At 47.5% G+C, this 22624-nt stretch carries 20 protein-coding genes and 5 tRNA genes; 3 read left to right on the top strand and 22 right to left on the bottom strand.

Annotated features, from left to right (window positions below; all coding sequences use genetic code 11):
• Positions 1-57: 57 nt before the first annotated feature.
• The 16 genes from BLV22_RS04465 to BLV22_RS04540 form a co-directional block, all read right to left on the bottom strand.
• A complete protein-coding gene (locus BLV22_RS04465; RefSeq protein WP_091611817.1) occupies positions 58-1239 on the bottom strand; it encodes a rhomboid family intramembrane serine protease in 1182 nt (393 codons plus the stop codon).
• Positions 1232-1987, bottom strand: a complete 756-nt coding sequence (locus BLV22_RS04470) for an HAD family hydrolase (RefSeq protein ID WP_091611820.1) — start codon at positions 1985-1987, stop codon at positions 1232-1234. Before BLV22_RS04470 ends, BLV22_RS04465 begins: the two co-directional genes overlap by 8 nt.
• Positions 1988-2042: 55 nt before the next feature.
• Positions 2043-2813: a DUF92 domain-containing protein gene (locus tag BLV22_RS04475; protein ID WP_176967645.1), complete on the bottom strand. Its 771-nt coding sequence runs from the start codon at positions 2811-2813 to the stop codon at positions 2043-2045.
• Complete coding sequence (locus BLV22_RS04480; protein ID WP_091611825.1) at positions 2803-3366, bottom strand: 5-formyltetrahydrofolate cyclo-ligase; 564 nt, start codon at positions 3364-3366, stop codon at positions 2803-2805. The genes BLV22_RS04475 and BLV22_RS04480 overlap by 11 nt, the downstream gene beginning before the upstream one ends.
• Before the next feature lie 84 nt (positions 3367-3450).
• On the bottom strand, positions 3451-3600 hold the full coding sequence (rpmG, locus tag BLV22_RS04485; RefSeq protein ID WP_079476821.1) for a 50S ribosomal protein L33: 150 nt from the start codon (positions 3598-3600) through the stop codon (positions 3451-3453).
• A gap of 184 nt (positions 3601-3784) precedes the next feature.
• Positions 3785-5887 carry a peptidoglycan D,D-transpeptidase FtsI family protein gene (locus BLV22_RS04490; RefSeq protein WP_245724005.1) on the bottom strand — a complete coding sequence of 701 codons (2103 nt, stop codon included), beginning with the start codon at positions 5885-5887 and terminating at the stop codon, positions 3785-3787.
• 140 nt (positions 5888-6027) lie between these two features.
• Positions 6028-6639, bottom strand: coding sequence for a superoxide dismutase (locus tag BLV22_RS04495; protein WP_091611828.1), 612 nt, complete (start codon positions 6637-6639; stop codon positions 6028-6030).
• Between the two features lie 364 nt (positions 6640-7003).
• Positions 7004-7096 (bottom strand) — tRNA-Ser (locus BLV22_RS04500).
• A 30-nt stretch (positions 7097-7126) separates the two neighbouring features.
• A tRNA-Ile gene (locus BLV22_RS04505) sits at positions 7127-7203 on the bottom strand.
• A gap of 24 nt (positions 7204-7227) precedes the next feature.
• A tRNA-His gene (locus BLV22_RS04510) sits at positions 7228-7303 on the bottom strand.
• 21 nt (positions 7304-7324) lie between these two features.
• Positions 7325-7401 (bottom strand) — tRNA-Met (locus tag BLV22_RS04515).
• A gap of 1 nt (position 7402) precedes the next feature.
• Positions 7403-7477, bottom strand: a tRNA-Asn gene (locus BLV22_RS04520).
• Positions 7478-7555: 78 nt separating this feature from the next.
• Positions 7556-8038, bottom strand: a complete 483-nt coding sequence (locus tag BLV22_RS04525) for a DUF456 domain-containing protein (protein ID WP_091611830.1) — start codon at positions 8036-8038, stop codon at positions 7556-7558.
• 98 nt (positions 8039-8136) lie between these two features.
• Positions 8137-9768, bottom strand: coding sequence for a Na/Pi cotransporter family protein (locus BLV22_RS04530; RefSeq protein WP_091611833.1), 1632 nt, complete (start codon positions 9766-9768; stop codon positions 8137-8139).
• 194 nt (positions 9769-9962) lie between these two features.
• Positions 9963-10610, bottom strand: coding sequence for an NfeD family protein (locus BLV22_RS04535; RefSeq protein ID WP_091611836.1), 648 nt, complete (start codon positions 10608-10610; stop codon positions 9963-9965).
• 194 nt (positions 10611-10804) lie between these two features.
• The gene (locus tag BLV22_RS04540; protein WP_091611839.1) at positions 10805-11704 is read right to left on the bottom strand and encodes a DUF1002 domain-containing protein; all 900 of its coding nucleotides are present in this window, start codon (positions 11702-11704) and stop codon (positions 10805-10807) included.
• 315 nt (positions 11705-12019) lie between these two features.
• Here BLV22_RS04540 and ispG point away from each other — a divergent pair, with 315 nt between their 5' ends.
• Positions 12020-13147, top strand: a complete 1128-nt coding sequence (gene ispG / locus BLV22_RS04545) for a flavodoxin-dependent (E)-4-hydroxy-3-methylbut-2-enyl-diphosphate synthase (RefSeq protein WP_091611842.1) — start codon at positions 12020-12022, stop codon at positions 13145-13147.
• A 79-nt stretch (positions 13148-13226) separates the two neighbouring features.
• Here the strand turns inward: ispG and BLV22_RS04550 are convergent, their stop codons facing one another.
• The 4 genes from BLV22_RS04550 to BLV22_RS04565 all read right to left on the bottom strand — a co-directional run bounded on the left by BLV22_RS04550 (position 13227) and on the right by BLV22_RS04565 (position 16211).
• Complete coding sequence (locus tag BLV22_RS04550; protein WP_091611845.1) at positions 13227-13670, bottom strand: Fur family transcriptional regulator; 444 nt, start codon at positions 13668-13670, stop codon at positions 13227-13229.
• Positions 13648-14508 carry a metal ABC transporter permease gene (locus BLV22_RS04555; RefSeq protein ID WP_091611847.1) on the bottom strand — a complete coding sequence of 287 codons (861 nt, stop codon included), beginning with the start codon at positions 14506-14508 and terminating at the stop codon, positions 13648-13650. The genes BLV22_RS04550 and BLV22_RS04555 overlap by 23 nt, the downstream gene beginning before the upstream one ends.
• 69 nt (positions 14509-14577) lie before the next feature.
• The gene (locus BLV22_RS04560; RefSeq protein WP_091611850.1) at positions 14578-15435 is read right to left on the bottom strand and encodes a metal ABC transporter permease; all 858 of its coding nucleotides are present in this window, start codon (positions 15433-15435) and stop codon (positions 14578-14580) included.
• Positions 15435-16211, bottom strand: coding sequence for a metal ABC transporter ATP-binding protein (locus BLV22_RS04565; RefSeq protein ID WP_245724006.1), 777 nt, complete (start codon positions 16209-16211; stop codon positions 15435-15437). Before BLV22_RS04565 ends, BLV22_RS04560 begins: the two co-directional genes overlap by 1 nt.
• Before the next feature lie 192 nt (positions 16212-16403).
• On the opposite strand from BLV22_RS04565, the gene ppx reads away from it, so the two are divergent.
• Together ppx and BLV22_RS04575 are read left to right on the top strand one after the other, a co-directional pair.
• Positions 16404-17981 (top strand): exopolyphosphatase, encoded by a 1578-nt coding sequence (gene ppx / locus BLV22_RS04570; RefSeq protein WP_176967646.1) that lies wholly within the window; start codon positions 16404-16406, stop codon positions 17979-17981.
• Positions 17982-18077: 96 nt separating this feature from the next.
• Positions 18078-20186 carry an RNA degradosome polyphosphate kinase gene (locus BLV22_RS04575; protein ID WP_091611855.1) on the top strand — a complete coding sequence of 703 codons (2109 nt, stop codon included), beginning with the start codon at positions 18078-18080 and terminating at the stop codon, positions 20184-20186.
• Positions 20187-20314: 128 nt separating this feature from the next.
• Here the strand turns inward: BLV22_RS04575 and BLV22_RS04580 are convergent, their stop codons facing one another.
• Both BLV22_RS04580 and BLV22_RS04585 read right to left on the bottom strand, forming a co-directional pair.
• Positions 20315-21217, bottom strand: coding sequence for a deoxyribonuclease IV (locus BLV22_RS04580; RefSeq protein ID WP_091611857.1), 903 nt, complete (start codon positions 21215-21217; stop codon positions 20315-20317).
• Between the two features lie 11 nt (positions 21218-21228).
• The gene (locus BLV22_RS04585; protein WP_091612297.1) at positions 21229-22518 is read right to left on the bottom strand and encodes a DEAD/DEAH box helicase; all 1290 of its coding nucleotides are present in this window, start codon (positions 22516-22518) and stop codon (positions 21229-21231) included.
• Positions 22519-22624: the final 106 nt, after the last annotated feature.

Raw genomic sequence — 22624 nt, forward strand, 5'->3', positions numbered from 1 at the left:
TATCCTGCTTCCTTTCATTATAGCAAGCGAAAGGCGTTTTTCTACTACGTATTTTGATTAATTCCACCGGTACATACCTATCGCAAAAAAGACGGCAAACACCAAAACAAAAAACGCAAATGCTCCTACACGCACAAACTGCCAGCGATGTCCCGGCAGATGCACAAAGACGGAGGCAATAAAGCCGCCGACAAGACCGCCAATATGGGCTCCGTTATCCACTGCCTGCACAGTAAATCCAAATACCAGGTTAATCCCGAGAATAACAAGCACGTTCATGCCAAGCGTACGGAAAAACAGCCGCTGATGAGCAAGCCCCAGATATAAAAGGGCTCCGAAACAGCCAAAGATAGCGCCACTGGCTCCGGCTGACACCTGTTCATTCATAGCAAAGCTGACCGTTGATGCAAATACGCCTGCAGCAAAATAAATTATAATAAAGCGCGCTGTACCGTAAATACGTTCCGTGATGCCGCCAATAAAAAACAACGCCAGACTATTCATAAACAAATGCAGAAAACCAATATGCAGGAACATGGCACTAACGAGCCGCCACCATTCTCCGTCTACAATTCCCGGGTTATATTTCGCGCCAAGCTCGATGAGGGTGTTGACGTTCATACTGCTTCCCGAGCGTTCCAGCACTAAAAAAATCACAGCAAGTAACGCCAGCACAGTATAGGTCACAATCGGCTTACCGCTGGAAAAAAAGGACATGTCCTGCTGTTCAAGCTCCCGCTGCTTTTTTTCTGCCTGACGGCGGTAAAAGGAAGCTCTTTGTTCATGCTCCTCGGGTTCGAGCTCTTCTTCAAGGCCGCCCCATGTCCATTCATTGGTTTTTAGATACGTACTGACAGCGGGAGGTGCATCCGCCAAACCCCGCCCGTTGTCATCGGCGAATAAAAAGGAACGGGCTTCGCGGTCTCCGCTCTTCATCGGTTCTGTCATATCCGCCGGAGGATAAGAAGTAATATATACGTTCGCAAATTTTGCTTTTCTTAAGGCAAGCCGCCGCCTCCACCCGTGGAAGCTTTTCTCCGCTTCATGCCTGTCGTCTTCCAGCCGTCCGAGCCGTTCATATTCCACTCTCGCCATGCGCACAATCCACGGCTGTCCGTCGACATCCCCCTGAAGCCATATCCGCTTTCGATCCGGGCCGACATCAATCAGGCGGAAAGATTCTTCCTCCATAAGCTGCTCTGTAAATTTCCAAAACTGGTGAGCTTCCCGTTTAGACATCCGAACGCCGTCCTTCTTCCACTATTTCTCTTAAATATGAGGCTGCCTGATTAAATTCACTAAACTCTTTTACTGTATTCGACGAATGCCCTGCTTCCTCGCCGCGGGTGTTTACATAGATAGCTTCCCATCCTGCATTTTCCGCACCCTCTACATCGTGGGCCCACGAGTCACCGACAAACAGCGCCCGTTTTTTCCGGCTGCCCAAAAGCTCCAGCGCTTCGTCAAAAATTGCCGTCTTCGGCTTCGGTGCTTCGGCCATTTCAGATATAAAAAGATGACGGTGGTCGATCCAGCGGTCAAGCTGAAGCCGATAAAACTTTTCTTTTTGCAGTTTCTCTGATCCGTTTGTGATAATGCCGAGGCAGACGCTGCTTTTTGCGAGCGATTCCAACAAACCAGGTACACTCTCAAACAGTTCGCTGAATTCCGGCAGCCGCTGCTCGTACTCCTGATGAAACTCGAGAGCTTTCCGGCCGGAGCCCGGGAGCCCGAACGCGTGCATCGTTTCTACATACCGTTTGATCCGGTACTGCTCCTGCGTAAGAATGCCTTCCTCATATTCCTGCCAAAACAAATCACAGTGATATTTAAACACCTCGAACCACTTGTCTTCATGAACGAACGGAGCTTCTTTATTCAGCTGCTGTCTGATAGAAACAAATACAGCTTTGATTGTTTTTTGAAAAGCTTTTTCGTGATCGTAAAGGGTGTTGTCCAGGTCGAAACAAATCGTTGTCCAGCGCATGTAATTGTGCCACCTTTCTTCCTTCTATTATAGCAACCTCCCGCTAAAGGCGAAATCAAAAGGAAAAGAAAGAAATAATGTAAAGCACTATAACCACCATACCGCCGCCAAAAGAACTCAACGCGTTCACAGCGTTGTTTGTCATCCATGAAATGCCCGAGGCGTGAATAGTTTTCCTTCCGTGATGGACCTCGTCTTCCGTATAGGACCCACATACGCTGCAACGATTCAGCCGTTCTGCATAAGCTCCGAGAAACGTATCGATAAAGCAGCCGCATACACCAGCTATACTTACAGCGATAAGCATAAAGTCGTTCATCTCTGAAGAAATGAAATAGGCACTTCCCCCCACAAGAAAAGCGCCGCCGAAAGCCCCCAGCGTTCCTGCCCCGGAAACCGCTCCGGAAAAACCGTTTTCTATCCGTTTTCGGCTGCGCACGTGAAACGGCCTGTCCCCAAACCGGCGGCCAACCTCTGACGCCCACGTATCCGCATTTGATGCAGCCGCTGCGCCAACAGCAGCGGCTAAAAACCCTTCCCACGATACGGCACTGAACAAAGCAGCAAACATAAGCATCGGCCCTCCATTCGCCCCTACCTGCCAGCTGTCCCGCTGTTCCTTTTCCTGTTTATTCAAACGTGACAGGGCTGTCGAGCTCACAAAAAAAGTGAGAAGGGCTGCCGTTCCCAGCCACCCTGTCCACGTGTAAACAAGCGTGCCGAGCACTCCGGCTGATACCGTTGCGGCAAGCGTTAATGACCGCTTTCGCCAAATTACCAGCAAAAACAGTGCGAACACTAAACCGAGAACCGCTTCACTCCACATGAATAAGACCTTGGCTGCTGATGAGGGTTTGTACCGGCACATCGTGCGCTTCCACCGGAATACGATCCTGAAGCTGAAAAGGATGAATCAGGGCTGCCGTAGAAAAATCCGCACGCTTTAAAAAGCGGTCATAGTATCCGCCCCCGAATCCAATGCGGTAGCCCTGCCTGTTAAATACAAGACCAGGCACAAGAACAAGGTCAAGCTGCTCCGGAGGTACGAGGGGACAAATGTTTTTTTTAGGCTCGTATATCTGACCGATAGTACGCTCGAGCTCCCCGAATGCCTGTATTTCATAAAAATCCATTCCGCGCTGTTCAGGCTCTATTTTAGGGACACACATCCGTTTGCCCTGCTGCCATCCAGTCTCAATAATCGGGCCGGTGTTTATCTCATTTTTGAGTGAAACAGTCACTGCAATCGTCTCCGCCTGTTTCCAGCCGCTCCATTGGAATAAGTATTCATAAATCTTTTTTTCTGCCTTCAGGCGGTCATTCCCGGAAAGATTTTGATACGCGCTGTTAACCTGCTGCCGGAGCATATGTTTATTCAATTGTCTTCCCCTTTCATGTCTTTTTCATCGTAAAATGCTTTAAAGACAAAAGAAAAAGCAGCTGGAGATGTAATCTCCTGCTGCTTATTTCGTTTCGCGATGAAGAGTGTGCTTTCCTAAACGAGGAGAATATTTGTTCAACTCAATACGCTCAGGGTTTGTGCGTTTATTTTTGCTGGTGATGTAATTACGGTCACCAGTCTCTGTGCAGGCAAGCGTTATTTGTACACGCATGTGATTCCCTCCCTACTTTCGTACATTTTTCATACTTAGTAATACTATCAGATTCCTAATTGTGCTTCAAGTCTGTGATGTTAGTTTTTCTCAGGAAAGTTAAGAAGATTTTTTGTAAAAGCGGCAAATCAGTAAAAAGTTTCAAGAACATAACGACTTGGCGCAGTCCTTTATCCCCACAGAATTACTGTTCTTCTTCGTCACCGCCGGACTCTTCCTCGTCTCCTGCGTTTTCGCCGTCTTCTTCATTTTCACCTTCAGCATCGTCTTCGCTGCTTCCGGCGCCTGGACGTTCTTCCTTAAGGTTCACATACGCCTGCATCGTGTCGGCGGCGATGCTGTTGGCGATACCCGAACGCCCACCCTCATCATCAACATAAACGTTGGGGACGACGACGCCTATGGCGATCTCCGGATCTTCATACGGTCCATAGGCAATAAAGGTCTGGTTGTTCACCTCTACTAATTCGTTATCGCTTTCCCTGCGGATACTGCGCTGAGCCGTACCGGTTTTCCCGGCAATTTCCATATTTACATCCGTGAAATAGCTGTCTGCTGTCCCCAAATCCGTGTTCACCACATCGTACATGCCCTCCTGGGCGATATCAAAGTATTCTTTGTCAATATTAACCCGGTTCAGCATCTCTGGTTCAAACTGGTGAAGCACCGCTCCCATTTCATCGGTATTACGGTTAGGTTCACGGATTTCTTTTACCAGGTGCGGCTCCATCCGTTGGCCATCGGAAGCGATGGTGGCAGAATACTGGGCCAGCTGCAGAGGTGTATACGTGTCAAACTGACCAAATGAGAAGTACAGCAGGCTTCCCGGGGCCCCTGTTCCTCCGTCAAGCCCTGTAGCCTCTGATGGAAGATCGATTCCTGTTTCTTCCCCCAGCCCAAACTGGCTGTAATAATCCCGCATTGTATCGTAGGAATTGTCCACTTTATCCAAATCAAAATTTGCACCGTCTCCACGTTCGTAATCCATTAGCCTCATGGCAATTTCAGACATAAACACGTTAGATGATTCCTGAATGGCACCGACAACGTCCACAGTGCCGATATCATGGGAAGAGCTAACATCCACTCCCCCTGGAAGTTCCAGCGGCGTGTCGTTGATTTCCGTATTTTCTGTAATAACTTCCTCCTGAAGACCGATCATGCCTGTCGCAGGCTTGATCGTTGACCCCATCTCGAACGTGTTTGTTACGTTCCCGAGTTGATCATCATATCCGTTCATGGCAAGTATTTCCCCGGTATTCGGGTCGATCGCGGTCACATAGGCCTGCTCGTCGTTCGGAAACGCTCCCTCCGATTGCCCCATCTGATCATCAATTATCGTCTGTACTTCCCGCTGCAGATCCATATCAATCGACAGCACGAGGTCATTGCCGCGGCTTCCATTATTCGTTTCCTCGGCGTCATCATCCTCACCGCTGACGGTTCCTTTTTTACCCCTGAGCGTGTCTTCATAGTATTCCTCGAGAAAGCTCTGGCCGACCTCGTCGGAACGCTGATACCCTTTGGCCAGAAACTCGGTTACGGTTTCTTCAGGGATTGACCCTACATTCCCGTAAAGGCTCTGAAAGGCCTGCGTGTACTGATAGTCGCGCCGGAAGTCCCTGGTTACATCCACTCCCTCAAGTTCATCCAGGCGTGAGCTGATCGCTGTAGCCTCGCCTTCTGTCAAATCCCGTTTGACACGCTGCGGCGAGTCATAGTACCCCGAAATCATTTCACTCCAGATAGCTACAACTTCCAGCTCTTCGTCGCTGATATCATTCAATTGTTCTTCTGTAATCCGGTCGAGCTGCACTTCATATGGATCTTTATCGTTTTCCATGAGCCGCTGCTCTTCTTTGTCTGAGACAAGCTCCTCCGCTTCTTTTTCACGCGTTAAAAGCCAGTAGTCCTGCAAATTTCTTTCCGGCATGCTCTCACGGTCTGTTTCCTCTTCATCAAATTCAATCAGCTCAGCAAGTTCTTCAGCCGTCTGGAGGCGTTCTTCATCCTCATAGCTTCTCTGGTTCGTATACGTTAAAGTCAGAATAAGATTATTATCCACCAGCTCAGTTCCATTGCGGTCGTACATAATTCCGCGCGGGGCATCGACCCGGCTCGCCGATGTGGAGGCCGTTTCATTTACGTCTTCTTCATACGTATCACCCTCAACGATCTGCACGTATCCAAGTCGCAGGATTAATATCGAAAACAATATAAAAACAGCGAAAAAAAGAACGTTCAGCCGAAAAGGAATGGAAGGTTTTTTATTTTTTCTGGAAGCCACACGCAATCCCTCTCTTAATATATGTAAGTTTGCTTGTTTCCAATTAAGTATAGCATAGAAAAAAGCCGCTGCCGAACTTCTGCTCTCTACCTAAACAGAAAAATCCGTTCCCAAATTCCGGGAACGGATCCTTAAATATATTATTTAGCCGCCTGATAGTTCTTTTCAACTTCGTCCCAGTTTACAACATTCCAGAATGCTGCTACATAATCCGGACGACGGTTTTGATACTTCAGGTAGTACGCGTGCTCCCAGACGTCGAGACCGAGAAGAGGAGTTTTCCCTTCCATGATCGGGGAATCCTGGTTGAGCGTATCCATAAGCTCAAGCTCGCCGTTATTTAATACGAGCCACGCCCAGCCGGAACCGAAACGTCCGACAGCTGTTGCGCCGAATTCTTCTTTAAATTTGTCAAAGCTTCCCCATTTACTCTTAATGGCATCTGCCACTTCGCCTTTTGGTTCGCCGCCGCCGTTAGGGCTGAGAAGCTTCCAGAAGATGGAGTGGTTGGAATGACCGCCGCCGTTATTTCTTACTGCGGTGCGGATGTCTTCAGGGACAGCGTTCAAATCGCTGATCAGTTCGTCAACGCTTTTGTTTTGAAGATCGCTGTGATTTTCCAAGGCTGAATTTAATTTTGTTACATACGTGTTATGGTGTTTATCATGGTGAATGTTCATTGTCTGCTCATCGATATGAGGCTCTAATGCGTTTGGTGCGTAAGGTAGATCTGGTAGTTGATGTGTACTCATACAAAATGCCCTCCTTGAAAGTTCTGGTGATTTGTTCAAAGTGACTTTGCGATAATTTAGTATACAAAATTACACTTAGTCTACTTTTATCTTACCAAAACAATTCTTATTTTTCAAATCGGCTTTCTGCTGTAATCAACTAGAAAGCCTGCCACGGTTGATTATTCCCTTATGCTTCTTCTTTAAACATAAAAATCTCGTCAGCCTTCGCTGCCCCCGTCAAAACCAGGTAATCAAAACCGGCTTTGTTCTTGACTGGGCCCGTCACGGCCGGAGCTGCCTTCAAAATAAAAAAACTTTTCCGTCCTAACCGGAAAAGTTTGCTGCGCAGTTATATAAAAATTAACATTTAAAATAATAATTATGGCGGAGGAAGAGGGATTCGAACCCTCGCGAGCCGTAAAGCTCCTAACGGTTTTCGAGACCGTCCCCTTCAGCCGTACTTGGGTATTCCTCCAGATACATATTTACCCACTTCTTCTTAAAGTGGTGGACCCTGTAGGACTCGAACCTACGACCGGACGGTTATGAGCCGTCTGCTCTAACCAACTGAGCTAAGGGTCCTTAAAAGCATTACAGACAAAAAAATGGGGCGGTTGATGGGAATTGAACCCACGAATGCCGGAACCACAATCCGGTGCGTTAACCACTTCGCCACAACCGCCGTATGAGTATGTAAATATATTGGTAGCGGCGGAGGGGATCGAACCCCCGACCTCACGGGTATGAACCGTACGCTCTAGCCAGCTGAGCTACGCCGCCATGGCTCCGCAGGCAGGATTCGAACCTGCGACCAATCGGTTAACAGCCGATTGCTCTACCACTGAGCTACTGCGGAATGTGTTACTGCCGTTTTTACGACAGTAATTACTATATCATTTCCCTAAAAACGCGTCAAACAGATTTTTGTATTTCTTTAAACAAGAATTATTATAATATAAATGGCATTCACTAGCAATATACCGCCTTTTATAACAACGCTTGCGACAAATCCGCCGACAGACCCTACACCAATTTTACCAAGCTGCTTCCACGATTTCTGGCCGCCGATCAGCTCCCCGATAACAGCTCCGGCAAGCGCGCCGATCAGAATACCGGCGACCGGAATAATAAACGGGCCGACGACCAGGCCGATCAGGCTCCCCCAGATGCCGTATTTTGTACCACCGCTCCGTTGAATACCATAGTAATTAGCCGCGTAATCAATTACAAACAGCAGCACAGCAATGACTGCCTGAATCACCCAGTAGACAACACCGATATCCGAAAATCCGTAGCCCAGTGCAAACATAAGTGCAGCAGCTGCGTGAAAAATCCCGCCCGGCAGAATTGGATATACAACCGCGACAAGCGCCAGCGCGTAACAGGCAATCCCCAGCAAATACCAAATCAGTTCCATATGTACCTCCCTTTGCAGATGTATTGTTATTCTATAGCCGCTTTTCTCTTTATATAATCAATAAAAAAGAAGGAGGACCGCCTCCTTCTTTTCTCTTCTTATGAAACTTCCCGGTCGTCCAGTACCGTTTCGGCAATGTTCACTGAATGGTCGCCGATACGTTCGAGGTTACTGATCATGTCGACAAACACAATACCTGCAGAGCCGGAGCATCGTCCTTCATTCAAGCGGAGTATGTGTTTTTTACGCAGCTTCCGCTCCATCTTATCGATATCTTCTTCCTGTCTGGCAACCTGCTGGGCAATTTCATAGTCATCTTTTTCAAGTGCTTCAACAGCACGGTTAAACGTGCTGATCGTCAGCGTGAACATTTCATTCAAGTCTTTATACGCTTCTTCTGAGAGCGTCACTTTGTTGGTCAGCTGATAGTCCACGAGTTCCATCACATTTTCCATATGGTCTCCGACACGCTCAATGTCACGGACGGTGTCCATCACCACTGAGTGTTTCCGTGAATTTTCTTTAGACAGGGAGCGTGCAGAAATACCGATCAAGTAATCTGTAATGTCTTTATCAAGGTTGTTGATCGCTTCTTCATAACGCACAATTTTTTCAGCGTCTTTTTTATTTTTTGTCTCCAGGTAGCTTTCGCTTTTTCTAAGGCCCTTGCCTGCATATTCAGCCATCCGCAGCGTTTCAAGCTTCGCCTGGTCCAAAGCGATTGCAGGAGACTGGTAAATAAAGCTTGGATCCAGATGCTTCGGTTTGTATTCAATTTCTTCATCACTTCCGGGGACAAGCCTGGTTACTATATAGGCAAGCACCCCGACAAACGGCAGCTGTATAATTACGTTCGACATATTAAATATGCCGTGCGCAAAAGCTATCGTCATCGGCTCGTTTAAATTAAGTGCATCCTGCAGAAAACTGATGAAGGCTGTATAAGGAACAAGCAGAATAAGGATGAGCGTTGCGCCAATCAAGTTAAAGATAACGTGCGTCAAGGCTGTACGCTTTGCTGCCACAGAAGCGCCTATAGCCGCGATGACTGCTGTAACAGTTGTACCTATGTTATCCCCAAAAAGTATCGGCAGCGCAGCATCCAGTGATATCGCATTTTGCGTATACAGCTCCTGAAGCAGTCCGATCGTCGCTGAGGAACTCTGCAGTCCTACTGTAAAGACGACCCCTACCAGCAATCCTAAAAGCGGGTTGTTACTCATGCTGATGGTTAAATCGTTAAATGCCGGCAGTTCTTCGAGCGGTGCTACTCCATCCCCCATAAGTGAAAGCCCGAAAAACAGGGCCCCGAAGCCGAAAAAAGTTTGTCCTATGTTGTTTACTTTTTTGTTTTTAAAGAAAAAGATCAGTACTGTACCAATAAATATAATCGGAAGAGCATATTCTTCGAGTTTAATCCCGATAATAAACGCCGTTACCGTTGTTCCGACGTTCGCTCCCATAATAACGCCTATCGCCTGCCGCAGCGTCATAAAGCCGGCGCTTACGAGACCGACCGTAAGTACTGTAGTTCCTGAACTTGATTGAATAAGTATAGTAACGATAATTCCAACCAGTACACCCATGAATGGGTTGGAGGTGAATTTATCCAGAAGATCCCGGAGCCTGTCGCCGGCAATTTTCTGCAGACCGTCGCCCATGTATTTAATTCCGAACAGGAATATCCCCAAACCACCAAAAAAAGTAAACAAAATCGTTTGAATATCCAAACTCTACATCCCCTTAGTCGCTTTATGAATTTTGGCAGTTTTTTGCCGCACCCAATCTATTTTTAAAGTAAATTGAGTAGTTTGTAAAGGAAATATTAATTTTTCCCAAAGTTATTTAACTTTTAAGTTTTTCCCGTAAAAAAAGAGCAAGCCGCAGCTTCCTCTTTTTTCATGAATAACCTTTAATATGGAAATTACTGTTCTTTGACAGCCGTCTCGAGACGTTTGACACGGATGCGCGTCCCGTCCACAGACATTACTTCAATTTCTTCCTCAGCATTCAGCCACTGATCGCCGCTTGTAGCACTGTAACGCTCCCCCTCAATATCAATCGTACCAGTCGGACGGAAGGGAGTAACGGTGGTCCCCGTTTTGCCGACCAGTCCTTCATACGTCTGATTAATCGAGTTATAGCCCTGTTCGCTCGTTAAGCTGTCCTTAAGCATCAGCTTCGACCACAGGTCCCGCCGCGGGAATACCTTCAGGAAAAACATCGCTGCTATGGCTCCGGCCAAAAAGCCGAAAATAACGAGTATCCCGTAAATAATAGTAGGAGTCGGCACAGCGATTGATACTCCCATTAAAAGGAGACCTACAATAGAGACAGTCCCGTCTCCGATAAGCTTGCCGTCAAGCAGAATCAGCCCAAGCCCGGCTGCATATAATACAAGCACCCAGATACCGGCTGCCCCTTCAAGGTGATAGGAAAAGAATAAGACCATAAAAGCTGTTCCCAAAATAAAAAATAAGCTTTTGGACTTAACAAGAAACTCTGAGATTAAAAACATCGTCCCAAGAAAAACGACAAGAAAGCCTACACTCGGGTTCGCTAACCATTCCATTGTATATACTCCCTTCCATAAACTTCTGTAATCACTAATTATTGTGGCTCGTAAAAGCCTGGTAATCTTATATACGCGTAAACACCCGTAATCGTTTCACATTTATTGTAACTCTTCTGTCTGCCAGTTGTCAGCTGAAAGCGTCTTCTTTGCATAAAAAAGAGGCCCCACGGCCTCTTCTCATATTTCTAATATTATGCCGATTCCCCGGAGTCGCTGTTAAACCATCCCTGGACGGAATCAAGCATCTGTTCAAGGAAAGCGACGATGCGCGAAAGGAAATTCTGCGTATCTTCACTGTTCACAAAGCTGTCGATGTTTTCTGAAGCTTTATCAAGCTGGTTCTCCATCTGCGACCAGTCGATATTTAAGTTCTGCATCCGGTCGAATAAGGAAACAAGCTCATCCGTCTGCTCTTCGCTCAGTTCAATATTCATATCGCCTGAAACATTTTGCACGATGACCCGGATATCTTCCGTATTATTAATTTCCGTGTTATTTATTTCCTGCTTAATCTGAGTAATCAGTGTTGTTGCTTCTTCTTTACCGATATCTTCGCCAAGCTCAGATGTTTTGGCAATCTCTTCATTTGCCACCTGTTTTTGATCCTCGGATATGTTGACATTGTTCTGCTGTTCATAAGCTTTTAAAATCCCGGTCAGCGCGGCCGTCCCGGATACCTCAAACGGAGCGGTCACATAAACCTCTGCATCCTCCACGCCCGCTGTCGCCAGCGCATTCGCATACATTCCTTCTGTAACTGTATCTATTTTATTCGTTTCAATATCAATTCCTTCCCCGTCTTCAACTGCAGTAATCCTTGCAGAAGACAGCGCGCGTGAACCAATTTCAGAGCTGCTTAAATAATCTCCGAGATACTGGTATTCCTCTTCATTTGTGACCTCCACGACCGGTACTTCCCCTTCAGTCACATCCATCTCTTCAAGCAGAGAACTTCTTTGATCTGAAGACAGGTCCTGGCCGAGCGTCACCGTTACATCTCCTGCTGCAGCGTCTGCTGACGCCTCCTGGCTCACCCCAAGAACCCCTAACGTAACTACCCCGGCTGCTAATGTCTGCTGCCACCACTTCATTATGCTCAACTCTCCTTCTTATGCCCTTTCATTTCCAATCTTATACTTTTATGACCAATATATTTATATTCGTCGCATCTATAGTCGTAAGTCCGGGGGAAAAGTTACATCCTCCGCACTCTTTCGTAAGTTTCTCATCATTTTACAAAATGCCGGCTTATGTACTTCTGATTTCCGCTCTCTAGAAGCAACTGCTTGCCAAGAGTATACACCCACTGATACAATTACGTTGTGTTATAGACCACTATCAACCATTGTTGTTGCATTAGACGAGGCACGAAATAAATTCACCAATATAAAGGGGCGAATGGATACATGAGCCAAATAACCCACCGCAGCGAAACCCGAGCAGTCAAAGTAGGCAATGTGACGATCGGGGGCAGTAATGAAGTAGTAGTACAAAGCATGACCACCACAAAAACCCACGATGTGGAAGCGACCGTCGCAGAAATCCACCGCCTTGAAGAAGCCGGATGCCAGATTGTCCGCGTCGCATGCCCACAGATGAAGGATGCTGAAGCAATTCCGAAAATTAAACAGCGCATCAACATTCCGCTCGTTGTCGATATCCACTTCGACTATAATATGGCCCTGAAGGCTATCGAAGGCGGCGCTGATAAAATCCGGATCAATCCCGGCAATATCGGAAAACGGGAAAAAGTTGAAGAGGTTGTTGAGGCAGCCAAAGCCAAAGGCATTCCGATCCGTATCGGCGTAAACGCCGGATCTCTTGAAAAACGGATCCTTGATAAATACGGATATCCAACTGCAGACGGAATGGTCGAAAGTGCTCTCTACCATATTTCCATCCTTGAAGAGCTCGGCTTTTACGATATCATCGTTTCGATGAAAGCTTCAGACGTACACCTGGCTGTTGAAGCTTACGAAAAAGCGGCTCAGGCATTCAGCTACCCGCTTCACCTGGGAATCACGGAATCAGGCACTCAATTCGCAGGTACGGTTAAAAGCTCCGCCGGACTCGGTGCTATTCTAAGTAAAGGAATCGGAAGCACACTGCGTATTTCCCTCAGTGCCGATCCAGTAGAGGAAGTAAAAGTGGGACGCGAACTGCTGAAAACATTCGGCCTCGCATCCAACGCAGCTACACTTATCTCATGTCCGACCTGCGGACGTATTGAAATCGATTTGATCAGTATCGCCAATGACGTGGAAGAATATATTTCCACCATTAAAGCTCCGATTAAAGTAGCCGTGCTCGGCTGCGCCGTTAACGGTCCCGGCGAAGCAAGAGAAGCCGATATCGGTATTGCCGGTGCAAAAGGCGAAGGCCTTCTTTTCCGCCACGGAGAAATTATCCGGAAGGTTCCGGAAGAAACCATGGTGGAAGAGCTGAAGATCGAAGTCGATAAAATTGCTGAAGAGCACTACGCCAAAGAAGCAGAAAAAGAACGGGAAGCTAAAGAAAAAGAACTGACAAACTAAGCTTTCAACGCAAAAAAGGAGCTCCGCCCATGATGGGTGGAGCTCCTTTTTTGCGTTTGTGCTATTACTGATTCTTTGATTACGCCGGGGCTGCTTCCTTTTGTTTGGCTTTTTTGCATTCGGCACAAAGCCCATAAATTTCAAACTTATGCCCCGTCACTTCAAAGCCGCCGTCAACGTTTTCATTCAACCAGTCCATCGGGCACGTTTCAATTTCTCTCGTTTTTCCGCATTCGAGACAGATAAGATGGTGATGATGGGCCGTTGTTGAACAGGAAAAACGAAAATGCATCTCTCCTTCAAGCTCTGTCATCTCGAGAATATCCATTTCCTCAAATATGGACAGGTTGCGGTAGACGGTATCCACGCTCATTCCCGGGTAATTTTTCTGCAGGGATTGCAATACTTCCTTCGCTGTCAAATAGCGTTTTTCATCTGAAAAAAGCTGGAGCAGTTCTTCACGCTTGGCTGTATATTTAAATCCCTGCTCTTTCATAATATTAAGCGCTTTGGTGACGTTCATATTTAAGCCTCCTGTTTCTTTTCCAGTTGATCCATGTTCTGAGAACTAAAGTGGCAAAAAGTATAAAAGCAGCTGTCACTACAGTGCCTCCTCCGGAAGCAATGCCAAAAAAGATGGATCCGGTCACACCAGCCGCCACGGAGGCTTCCCCGATAATAACAGCAATCAGGAGCATTCGTTTAAAGCCGGAGGCCCACTGCATCGCGGCCGCTGCCGGAAGCGTAATCAATGCCCCGGCAAGCAGCACGCCGACCACCTGCATCGATGCAGAAATAACAATCGCAAGCAGGACAGCAAGCAGCACGTTGAACATTTTAACCGGGATGCCGGCAGCAGCTGCCATTTCTTCATCGAAGGAAAGAAACATCAATTCCCTGCCAAACGCTGCAAGCAGCCCGAGGGCAGCAATCGTCATTAATCCGATAAACCAAAGGTCTTCCATCTGTACGGAAACGACACTTCCAAACAGATAGCCGTACCACTCTGTCACTCCGTCAGCGGATATAGACATGAAAACGGCGCTTAAGCCTACCGCTGCTGCCATTAAAATCGGGGCGGCAAGCTCCTGGAAGCCCCCGTAGGTGTGGCGTACCCGTTCGATGATCAACGAGCCGGCAAACGCAAATAAAAAGCCGCTGTATAAAGGGTTGATATCCCAAAAAGCCTGCAGATTACCGGCGAGCACTCCTGCCGTCACTCCGGCAAGGGTGACGTGAGCGAGAGAATCTGCTATAAGCGAGGACCGGCGCACGACTAAAAACGAGCCGATCAAAGGTGCTGTCAGTCCAATCAACACCGCTGCTATAATGCTTCGTTCCACAAAATTAATATCAAACATAGCCGTCACTCTCTATTCTTTATTTTACACAAGGATCGCTTTTCTGTGCTATTGATTTGCTTTGTCCGTCTATTTCGCTTCTTCCCATGAACGTTGACGTATCAGTCCAATGGTTTTCTCGGCCAGCACAACGACCGTCCATATAAGAAATGAAATGACTGCGATTGTGCCGCCAGAGCTCAGATCATAATAATATGAAGCAAAAAAGCCGGCCAGAACGGCTGTTTCCCCGAAAATCACAGCATATAAAAACATGCTTTTGAAGGTGGAAGCGACCCGGAGCGCCGCTGCTGCCGGCAGGGTAATTAAAGCGGAAACGAGCAGCACTCCCAAAATAGATATGGAAGAAGCAACTATGAGCGCCGCGATGCCGGCAAATAATAAATTCACTCTCTGTACCGGGATGCCGTTTACGGCAGCCTGTTCTTCATCGAAAGCCAGAAACAATAATTCTTTATAAAAAAGCAGAAATAACAGCAGCGATACGGCAGAGATAACACCAATCACCACTGCGTCTGCGGCATTCACCGTAAGAATGCTTCCAAATAAATAGTTAAACAAATCATTATTAAAACCATCTGCCAGAGAAATAAATACGACTCCGAGCCCAATGGCTGAAGCCATCACTACCGGAATAGAAAGCTCCTGAAACGTTTGAAACCGCCGGCGCAGATATTCAATTACAAACGAAACGATGAACGTAAATAAAATACCGGTATAAAGAGGATTCCATTCGCTGAGCCATACCCAGAAAGAGGCGAGCCAAAGATGAAAAGCGATGCCGGTCAGCGCTGTATGCGACATCGCATCGGCAATCATCGGCGTCTTTCTTACCACCACAAACACGCCTGCAGCCGGAGCGATCAAGCCGATCATGAGGCCGATGATAAGCGCATATCTTAAAAAATCAAATTCCAGAAAGATCATCAGGCTCCTCCTGCATGGTGATCGTGCTCATGATGGATAATATGCACGTCATGCCCGTATGTGCCGGCGAGATCACTTTCTTCAAACTCCCGCGTCGTTCCGTGAAAATGAAGCTGCTGATTCAGACAGGCTACTTTCGTTACGTATTTGGTCATTGCTCCTACATCATGGGTAACGAGAATAAGAGTAATACCCTTCTCCCTGTTCCAGTGACTCAGCCGCTCATAAAATGCCTGGGCGGATGCAGCATCCACCCCGACGGTCGGCTCGTCCAAAATCAGTACCTCCGGGTCGCTCACAAGGGCACGTGCAATAAACACCCGCTGCTGCTGTCCCCCGGAAAGCCTGCCCATATTTTTCTTTTTATAGCCGAGCATATCCACCTGCTCGAGGGCTTCGTGAATGCGCTGCTTGTCTTTACGATTCAAAAACCGGAGCAGCCCCTTTTTACCGTACAGCCCCATAGCTACTACTTCATATACAGTCACCGGGAATCCGGCGTTAAAACGATTCGCTTTTTGAGACACATAGCCGATCTTTGGCCATTGGTGAAATTGGCGTACCGGTGTCCCAAACCAGCGTACTTCTCCTTTGTAATGCTTGTGCAGGCCTAAAAGAACCCGGACAAGCGTAGATTTTCCCGAGCCGTTCGGCCCGACCAGGCCTACGAAATCTCCATAATTTATATTCATATTGATATCGTCAAGCACGAGCTCTGACTCGTAGCGAAAGGACAGATGATTCACTTCAAGCAGCGTATTTGTTGAATCTTCCACCGGGAAGCCTCCTTCTTTCCAAAAACAATTAAGAACCGTTACGATTTATTGATAGGAAAAGTATACAAAACCTTTTCGCTTCTGTAAATCTTCTTTGCTCAATCGTGTATACAATTCATGGTTATTCTTTGTATGATAGTTAGTAGTAAAGCTGTTAAACAAAATTAAATCCAATTCTAAGGAATGATGAAGATGTTTCAAGCGAAAGAAAAAGTTGCCGTTATTGATATAGGCTCCAACTCGATCCGTCTCGTGATTAATGAAATGGATGAAAAACGCGGCTACCGCGAGCTTCATAATTTAAAAATCGTCGCCCGCCTGAGCAATCATATCGACGACCAGAATGCGCTTACCCAGGAAGGACGGGATATCCTTCTGCATACCCTGCAGCAGTTTGAAGAAGTCCTCCGTTTTCACAACGTTCAAACCATTCATGCTGCAGCTACTGCAGCCATCCGCGGCGCCTCCAACCGTGAAGAAGTACTCGACTACATTGAAGAACGCATCGATTTCTCCATCCGTGTTCTATCCGGCGAGGAAGAAGCCTCCTACGGGTATCTTGCAGTGGTGAATTCCACCAGCCTTTCTGAAGGAATCACAATTGATATCGGGGGCGGCAGTACAGAGGTGACCATGTTTAAAAACAGGGAACTTGTACGTACCCACAGCTTTCCTTTCGGCGCCCTTACATTGAAACAGAAGTTCCTGCCAAACGATGATAAAATCACCTCCAGTAACCTGAAGCAGATGAATAAATGGATTGAAAAACAGTTTCAAAAGGTGTCTTGGCTGAAAAAAGAAGGTGAAAGCCTCCCCGTTGTCGGTATCGGCGGCAGCTCCCGTAACATGGTGCTCGTGCATCAGGCTTCCATCAACTATCCTCTGGCTGGTCTGCATCAGTACTCCATGACCTGTGACGATATTGCCGAAACGATGGAGCTTCTTGAAAAATCAAGCTTATCCGAACGGGAAAATATCGAAGGGCTTTCCAAAGACCGGGCGGACGTCATTATTCCGGCGGTCCGGATCATTTCCCAGCTCTATAAACATATCGATGCCTCCTACTATTTAATCAGCAACAAGGGCCTCCGTGACGGACTGTTGTTTGAAGAGCTGCTCCGGGATAAAATGTACCCTCATTTTCCGGATGTGATCGAGGAAAGCTTTTACCAGCTGAACCGGGAATTCGAGATCAACCCGGACTATGTGGACGAGGTCGGAAACATTGCTTCTTCGATGTACAACAGCCTCGAGCCGTATATTCCCAAATCCTACCTGCATGAAGACAACCACCGCCTGCTGAACCGTGCGGCCCAGGTTCTTTATATCGGGGAATACATCAGCTCTGAGGCAAGCAGCCAGCATACCTTTTACATTTTAACCAACCGTTCCATCGACGGCATAACGCATGAGGAACGAATCGCCATGTCGCTTGTGTCCTCCTTCAAATCTAAATCGATGTTTAAACAGTTCGCGAAGCCGTTCCGGCCGTATATGCAGAAAAACAGTTTAAAACGGCTCGAATTTCTTGGAAGCATTTTAAAATTCTCTTACTCGCTCAACCGTACGCGCCGCAATATCGTTTCCGGGCTTGGCGTTGAAAAAGAAGGCAAAGAGCTTCATTTCCATATATACTGCCGCGAAGGCATGAATTCCACTTTTGAAGAAGCCAAAGCAGATAAGTATAAAAAACACCTGGAAAAAATGATCAACCGCGAGATTGTGCTTCACTTCCATGAACAATCGCCGGTTTCTGCTATTTCCCGCTGAACAATGCTTTTTTCGTGAATCTTTACATGCACTTAACATTTCGTTGATACAATTGGCCCAGGAGTGACCAGGGTGTAAAGAAAGGCGGATTCTACCATGACCGAAACGACTCAGACACATATTGACCTTGAAAACCCAGCATATTATAACAACCGTGAAATCAGCTGGCTTGCGTTTAATGAGCGGGTGCTCGAAGAAGCGCTCGACGAGAACAATCCGCTCCTTGAGCGCCTGCGGTTTTTAGGCATCTTCAGCTCCAACCTGGATGAATTTTTCATGGTCCGGGTGGCAGGGTTAAAAGACCAGGTGAAAGCAGGATTCAATAAACCTGAAAATAAAGCCGGACTCACACCAAAGCAGCAGCTTTCGGCCATCACCGAAAAAAATTCAGAGCTTGTGCGGCTGCAGGACCATTTTTTTACGGAAAAGGCTGTTCCGCTGTTAGCCTCAGAAAACATCCGCTTTCTTTCGACGCTTGAATTAAACAGCGGCCAGTATGAGTATATACAGGAGTACTTCATGTCCAGCATTATGCCGGTGCTGACCCCGATGGCTGTAGATGCCTACCGCCCGTTTCCCATGCTTTTAAACAAGTCCCTGAACCTGGCTGTCCGGCTCCAGAAAGAAGCCGGCGATGAAAAAGAGAGCATTGCCATTGTCCAGGTGCCCGGAGTGCTTCCCCGCTTCCTCGTGCTTCCATCATCCGACGGCAGCCGGGAGTATATTCTGCTTGAACAGGTACTGGCTGAATTTATCCAGATTCTTTTCAGGGGTTTTACTGTCGTAAGTGCTTCTCCGTTCCGGATCACCAGGAACGCGGATTTAACGATTCATGAGGAAGGTGCCCGCGATCTGCTGCGGGAAATTGAAAAGGAATTAAAAAAACGCAAATGGGGAGCCGCCGTTCGTTTGGAATGCCAGCACGGCATGATGGATGACTACATTCTTGAGTTTCTGCTCGAAGCTCTCGAGATTCATCCGGACGACGTGTATACATTGAAGGGGCCGATCGATTTAACCTTTTTATTTCCGCTCTGCGATGAACTCGCGCCGGAATGGGAACATTTGGTGTACGAAACGCTTATTCCCCAGCCGCCGGAGGATTTGATTGCCGATTCCGATGTGTTTGACGCTTCCGGTGACCGGGATATTTTGCTGCACCATCCTTACGAATCGTTTCAGCCTGTTATCGACTTTATTTCCTCAGCTGCCGACGACCCGGACGTTTTAGCCATTAAGCAGACCCTCTACAGGGTCAGTGGGGACTCCCCCATCATTTCTGCACTGGCAAGAGCAGCGGAACAGGGTAAACAGGTGACGGTCCTTGTCGAGCTGAAGGCACGCTTTGATGAAGAAAATAATATTCAATGGGCGAAAACCCTCGAGAAATCCGGGGTTCACGTCATTTATGGCATTACGTCACTGAAAACCCACAGTAAAATTGTGCTTATCGTCAAAAAGACAGCGGACGGCATCAAGCGGTATGTGCACCTTGGTACCGGCAACTATAACGACTCCACCGCTAAAGTGTACACCGATATGGGCATGATTACGACCCGTCCCTCCTTCGGTGAAGATGCCACTAACTTTTTTAATCACTTAAGCGGCTTTTCCCAGCAGCCGTTCTGGAATGAAATCAGCACTTCTCCGGAAGGGATACGCGAGGAGCTGATTCATTTAATCCAGCAGGAAATTGACTGCCATCAGCAGGACGGAAGCGGCCATATTATCGCAAAAATGAATTCTTTAACAGATAAAGAGCTCATTATTAAACTGTATGAAGCCTCCCAGGCCGGTGTCCGCATAGAACTTATTGTCCGTGGTATCTGCTGCCTGAAGCCCGGCATTCCCGGAGTGAGCGAAAACATTACTGTCCGCAGCATTGTCGGCCGTTTCCTTGAGCATACCCGTATCTTTTATTTTGCCAACAGCGGCAGCGACGACTATTATTTGTCCTCGGCTGACTGGATGACAAGAAACATGGAAAAACGAATCGAAATCATGTTTCCAGTCTACGAGCCCATTTTAAAAAAGCGGCTCAGTGCTATTTTGCAGCTGATTCTGCAGGATAACGTGAAGGCAAGAGAACAGGACAGCAGCGGTTATTATCATTACGTCGAGCCTGCATCCGAAGAGCCCGCCGTTAACAGCCAGCTGGTGTTGTTTGAGTGGGCATCGAGATTTCTTGATATGAACAACGAATAAAAAAGCACGCCCCCCGCATGAATGCATGCAGGGGGCGTGCTTTTTGCTGTTCGTACGGACTGGCGCCTTTTCCTGCGGCTCCAGAAATAAAAAAGCATGAATGCGTCACGCATTCATGCAGAAGACATTTATACTTCTGCCGGCATTAATTCATCCCGCCAGCCTGCCTTCCATTCTTTTTGTTTGAGCATCGCAATTTCATGCTTATACGGTGGTTTTTTGTTTTTCTTGTCTGTGCCTACATAAGGTGTTTCCAGTATTTTAGGCACAGAAGCAAACGCATCGTGATGAACAATTTCAGCTAACGTGCTGTAGCCGATATAGCCGTAACCGATATTTTCATGACGATCTTTGCCTGCCCCGCGTTCGTTTTTGCTGTCGTTAATATGAAGCACCTTCAGCCGGTCAAGGCCTACATAATGATCGAACGATTCCAGAACGCCGTCCAGATCCCCCACGATATCGTAGCCCGCATCGTGCGTATGGCATGTATCAAAGCAGACACTCAGTTTATCGTTGTGAGTCACTCCGCTGATAATCTCCGAAAGCTCTTCAAAGCTTATTCCGCACTCCGAACCTTTTCCAGCCATTGTTTCAAGCGCGATCTGAACCTTCTGATCCGGATAAATGACTTCATTTAAGCCTTCAATAATTTTCTTAATGCCCGCTTCTGTCCCGGCGCCGACGTGCGCCCCCGGGTGAAGAACAATCTGCTTGGCCCCGAGCGACTCGGATCTGCTGATTTCATTGCGCAGAAAATCGACGCCCAGCTGAAATGTTTCCGGTTTGGTCGTATTGCCAATGTTGATAATATAAGGCGCATGGACCACTACCTCTTCAATGCCGTTTTCTTTCATGTGGGCATGCCCGTCTTCGATATTTAATTCTTCGATAGGTTTACGCCGGGTGTTCTGCGGCGCTCCTGTATAGATCATCATCGCTGTCGCTCCGTACGAAGCCGCTTCTTCGCTTGAACCAAGAAGCATTTTCTTTCCATTCATGGATACATGTGAGCCTAAAAGCACAGTCATCACCTCAGTTATTATTTTCGTTTGCGTCGGCGGGACGCCGTCTGGTCTGCCATCGCTTTTTTCTTATAGCCCGGCTTCACTTTTTTCGGTTTTTTCACCGGCATGGAGTCAGGTGCAGGTGCAGGCTTTCGCTTCGTCTGTGCAGAAGCAAACAGCGGTTTGGACAGCTCGGTCCATGCTCCTTTACGAAAGTCCATGAACGTGAAGCGGATGCCCTGCTTCTGAAGAGAAAGAACGGCTTTGCGGTCTTCTTCTCCCATCAGAGTATATGACTCCCCTGTCAGTCCAGCTCTCCCGGCACGGCCCGTCCGGTGAATAAAGTATTCCAGCTCTTTTGGCAGGCTGTAGTTAATAATGTGCGAAATGCCCGGAATATCCATGCCGCGGGCAGCAAGATCGGTAGCTACCAGGTACTGGACTTCGAGATTTTGAATCCGTTTCATAACCTGTTTGCGCTGCCGTGAAGGCAGACCGCCGTGCAGCACTTCTACCGGATATTGTTTTTTAAACATCTCTCCGGCCAGTTCATCCGCTTCGTCCTTCGTGCTTGCAAATATGATGGCCAGAAACGGCTGCAGCCGGTCCACAAGCTCCATCGTTACGTCAAGACGGCTGCGGTGCCTGAGAGCGATGCCGTAATGCGTCATTTCTTTTGGCGTCGCATGCTCCGGCTTCACGTGCACATGCTTGGGATTGTTCATGTATTTGCGCAGAAACGGCTGCAGGCTCTCCGGTACCGTGGCAGAAAATACCATCATCTGCAGGTTGTCAGCCATTTTGCCGGCCACCGGATCAATTTCTTCCAGAAAGCCCATATCAAGCATCTGGTCCGCTTCATCAATGACAAGCATGCTGACCGTGTGTACATTGATAACATTTTCTCCCACCATGTCCTTCAGACGGCCCGGCGTGGCTACAATAATATGCGGCGGGTTACGGAGCTGCTCCATCACTCTGGACCGGTCCGTCCCCCCGGATACCTGCTTGGCACGTACCGAAGACGTTTCGTCTTCATCCGTTATTTCCTTCAGGACGCCGAAAATCTGGCCGGCGAGCTCACGTGTCGGCGCTGTAATGACTGCCTGCACTTCCGCTTTGGAGGTGTCGATTCTGCTCAGGATCGGCAGCAGGTACGCAAGCGTCTTCCCGGACCCGGTCTGTGACTGGCCGATAACATCCTTTCCGTTAATCGCAGAAGGAATCAGCCGTTCCTGAATATCCGTTGGTTTTTGAATTCGTTTTTTATCCAGCAGCCTGAGGGCATACGCCGGAATATTGTATTGTTTAAAGCGATTTTCCACGCTGTTCACCTAACTCTCTTTTCATTTACGCATTTTTTGCATCTCCATATTTTATCATAGTTAAAATAGAAACCATAGCTTCTCCTCTGCTTCTGTTCACAAAATA

Origin of the sequence: Marinococcus luteus, from assembly GCF_900106595.1 — a bacterium.
GTDB classification, from domain to species: Bacteria; Bacillota; Bacilli; order Bacillales; family Marinococcaceae; genus Marinococcus; species Marinococcus luteus.

Excerpts from the sequence above, each read along its gene's own strand:
- BLV22_RS04475 (WP_176967645.1), bottom strand. The coding sequence starts at position 2,813 with ATGTGGAGTGAAGCGGTTCTCGGTTTAGTGTTCGCACTGTTTTTGCTG.
- BLV22_RS04575 (WP_091611855.1), top strand. The coding sequence starts at position 18,078 with ATGACCGAAACGACTCAGACACATATTGACCTTGAAAACCCAGCATAT.
- BLV22_RS04560 (WP_091611850.1), bottom strand. The coding sequence starts at position 15,435 with ATGATCTTTCTGGAATTTGATTTTTTAAGATATGCGCTTATCATCGGC.
- BLV22_RS04495 (WP_091611828.1), bottom strand. The coding sequence starts at position 6,639 with ATGAGTACACATCAACTACCAGATCTACCTTACGCACCAAACGCATTA.
- BLV22_RS04525 (WP_091611830.1), bottom strand. The coding sequence starts at position 8,038 with ATGGAACTGATTTGGTATTTGCTGGGGATTGCCTGTTACGCGCTGGCG.
- ppx (WP_176967646.1), top strand. The coding sequence starts at position 16,404 with ATGTTTCAAGCGAAAGAAAAAGTTGCCGTTATTGATATAGGCTCCAAC.
- rpmG (WP_079476821.1), bottom strand. The coding sequence starts at position 3,600 with ATGCGTGTACAAATAACGCTTGCCTGCACAGAGACTGGTGACCGTAAT.
- BLV22_RS04535 (WP_091611836.1), bottom strand. The coding sequence starts at position 10,610 with ATGGAATGGTTAGCGAACCCGAGTGTAGGCTTTCTTGTCGTTTTTCTT.
- BLV22_RS04580 (WP_091611857.1), bottom strand. The coding sequence starts at position 21,217 with ATGACTGTGCTTTTAGGCTCACATGTATCCATGAATGGAAAGAAAATG.
- BLV22_RS04555 (WP_091611847.1), bottom strand. The coding sequence starts at position 14,508 with ATGTTTGATATTAATTTTGTGGAACGAAGCATTATAGCAGCGGTGTTG.
- ispG (WP_091611842.1), top strand. The coding sequence starts at position 12,020 with ATGAGCCAAATAACCCACCGCAGCGAAACCCGAGCAGTCAAAGTAGGC.
- BLV22_RS04550 (WP_091611845.1), bottom strand. The coding sequence starts at position 13,670 with ATGAACGTCACCAAAGCGCTTAATATTATGAAAGAGCAGGGATTTAAA.
- BLV22_RS04470 (WP_091611820.1), bottom strand. The coding sequence starts at position 1,987 with ATGCGCTGGACAACGATTTGTTTCGACCTGGACAACACCCTTTACGAT.
- BLV22_RS04540 (WP_091611839.1), bottom strand. The coding sequence starts at position 11,704 with ATGAAGTGGTGGCAGCAGACATTAGCAGCCGGGGTAGTTACGTTAGGG.
- BLV22_RS04465 (WP_091611817.1), bottom strand. The coding sequence starts at position 1,239 with ATGTCTAAACGGGAAGCTCACCAGTTTTGGAAATTTACAGAGCAGCTT.